We start from the raw sequence: 1,876 nt of genomic DNA, 5'->3' as shown, positions 1-1,876 counted from the left end.
GCGGTCTGATGGTCTCCAACCGGTACCGCCACCTGCTGGACGGAACGCGGCTGGCCGATTCCGTCACCGTGGATTTCCACAAGACGTTCTTCCAGCCCGTCAGCTCCAGCGCCCTCCTGGTCAGGGACCGCACCATGCTGGAGCACGTCACCTACTACGCGGACTATCTGAACCCGGAAAGTGCAGCTCTCGCCGAGGTCCCCAACCAGGTGGACAAGAGCATCCAGACCACGCGGCGTTTTGACGCGCTCAAGCTGTGGATGACCCTGCGTATCATGGGCGCTGACGCGATCGGCGCACTGTTTGACGAAGCCATCGATCTCGCCACCCGGGTGGGGTCCCTGCTGGCAGCCGACGACGACTTCGAGCTCGCGGCCGATCCCCAGCTCAGCACCCTGGTCTTCCGCTACAGGCCACGCATCCCCGGTTCCGGTCCCGCCAACCCCGCCCGCATGCTCTCCGAGGATGCAGCCGACACCCTCAACCTGGCCATCCGCGCAGCAGTTTTCGCCTCCGGCGAGGCCGTGGTGGCCGGCACGAAAGTGGCCGGCAGGCACTACCTCAAGTTCACCCTCCTCAACGCCGAGGCCAGCCTGGGGGACATCAGCGACATCATCGGACTGCTGCGCCGCACCGGCGCCCAACTGCTTGCCAGCACAGCCACAGCGGAGGCAACCGCATGAGCACCTCCACTGAACCCCGCATTTACGATCTGGCCGGCATCGGCGTCGGGCCCTTCAACCTCGGCCTCGCCGCGCTCAGCGAACCGGTGGACGGGCTGGACTGCATTTTCCTGGAACAACGCGGGACCTTTGACTGGCACCCAGGCATGATGCTGGAACCTGCGCACCTGCAGGTGCCGTTCATGGCGGACCTGGTGACGCTCGCGGACCCCACCTCGCGGTACTCGTTCCTGAACTTCCTCAAAGAGACCGGGCGCCTCTACCGCTTCTATATCCGGGAAAACTTCTACCCGCTGCGCGCGGAGTACAACCAGTACTGCCAGTGGGTGGCCGGCCAGTTGCGGTCCGTCCGTTTCAGCACCGCCGTGGTTGATGTGGCGTACGACGGCGGCGTGTACCGGCTGTCAGTGGAGGGTCCCCGGGGTCCGGAGGTACTGCTGGCGCGGCGGCTGGTGCTGGGCACCGGCACATCACCGTTTGTCCCGGCGTCCTGTGACGGAATAGTCGATGCCGCCGTGAACGGGGGCGGGGGACTGGTCCTCCACAACACCGACTACCTGTCGAGGAAGAGTGAGCTGCAGGCAAAGCGCAGCATCACCATCGTGGGCAGCGGCCAGAGCGCCGCGGAAATCTACTGTGAGCTCCTGCAGGAAATCGACGTCCACCGCTACCAGCTGAACTGGGTCACCCGGTCAGGGCGTTTCTTCCCGCTTGAGTACACCAAACTCACGCTGGAAATGACGTCGCCGGAATACGTGGATTACTTCCACGGGCTGCCGCAGGACCGGCGCGACGGCCTTATCAGGAGCCAGAAGAACCTGTACAAGGGCATCAACTCCGAGCTGATCGATGCCATTTACGATCTCCTCTACACCAAGAGCCTTTCCGGGCTGGTGGACACACAGCTCCTGACGCATTCGTCGCTGACGGGCGCCAGCTGGAACGCGGCGGGAGGCTCCCACACCCTGCAGCTCCGGCACGAGGAACAGGGCGCCGATTACACGCTGGACACTGAGGCCGTGGTCCTGGCCACCGGCTACACCTACCGCGAGCCGGGATTCCTCACCGGCATCCGGGACCGCATCGCCCGGGACTCCGCGGGCAGGTTCGCCGTGGCACGCAACTACAGCACCGGCGTCGAACCCGGGGAAATCTTTGTCCAGAACGCCGAGCTGCATACGCACGGCTTTGTC

2 protein-coding genes are annotated in these 1,876 nt (G+C 64.8%); both read left to right on the top strand.

The genetic code is table 11. From position 1 onward, the window contains the following. A partial coding sequence (locus tag DBR22_RS20600; RefSeq protein WP_258229350.1) for a pyridoxal phosphate-dependent decarboxylase family protein occupies window positions 1–683 on the top strand: 683 nt, incomplete at its 5' end. Then, window positions 680–1,876 (top strand): lysine N(6)-hydroxylase/L-ornithine N(5)-oxygenase family protein (locus DBR22_RS20595; protein ID WP_108600524.1); only part of this gene is annotated, 1,197 nt, incomplete at its 3' end. The genes DBR22_RS20600 and DBR22_RS20595, both read left to right, overlap by 4 nt.

The sequence above is a fragment of the Arthrobacter sp. HMWF013 genome, from assembly GCF_003061105.1.
Classification (GTDB): domain Bacteria; phylum Actinomycetota; class Actinomycetes; order Actinomycetales; family Micrococcaceae; genus Arthrobacter.
The sequence above is the reverse complement of the archived record's forward strand: the minus strand, read 5'-3'. Positions and strand labels throughout refer to the sequence as shown.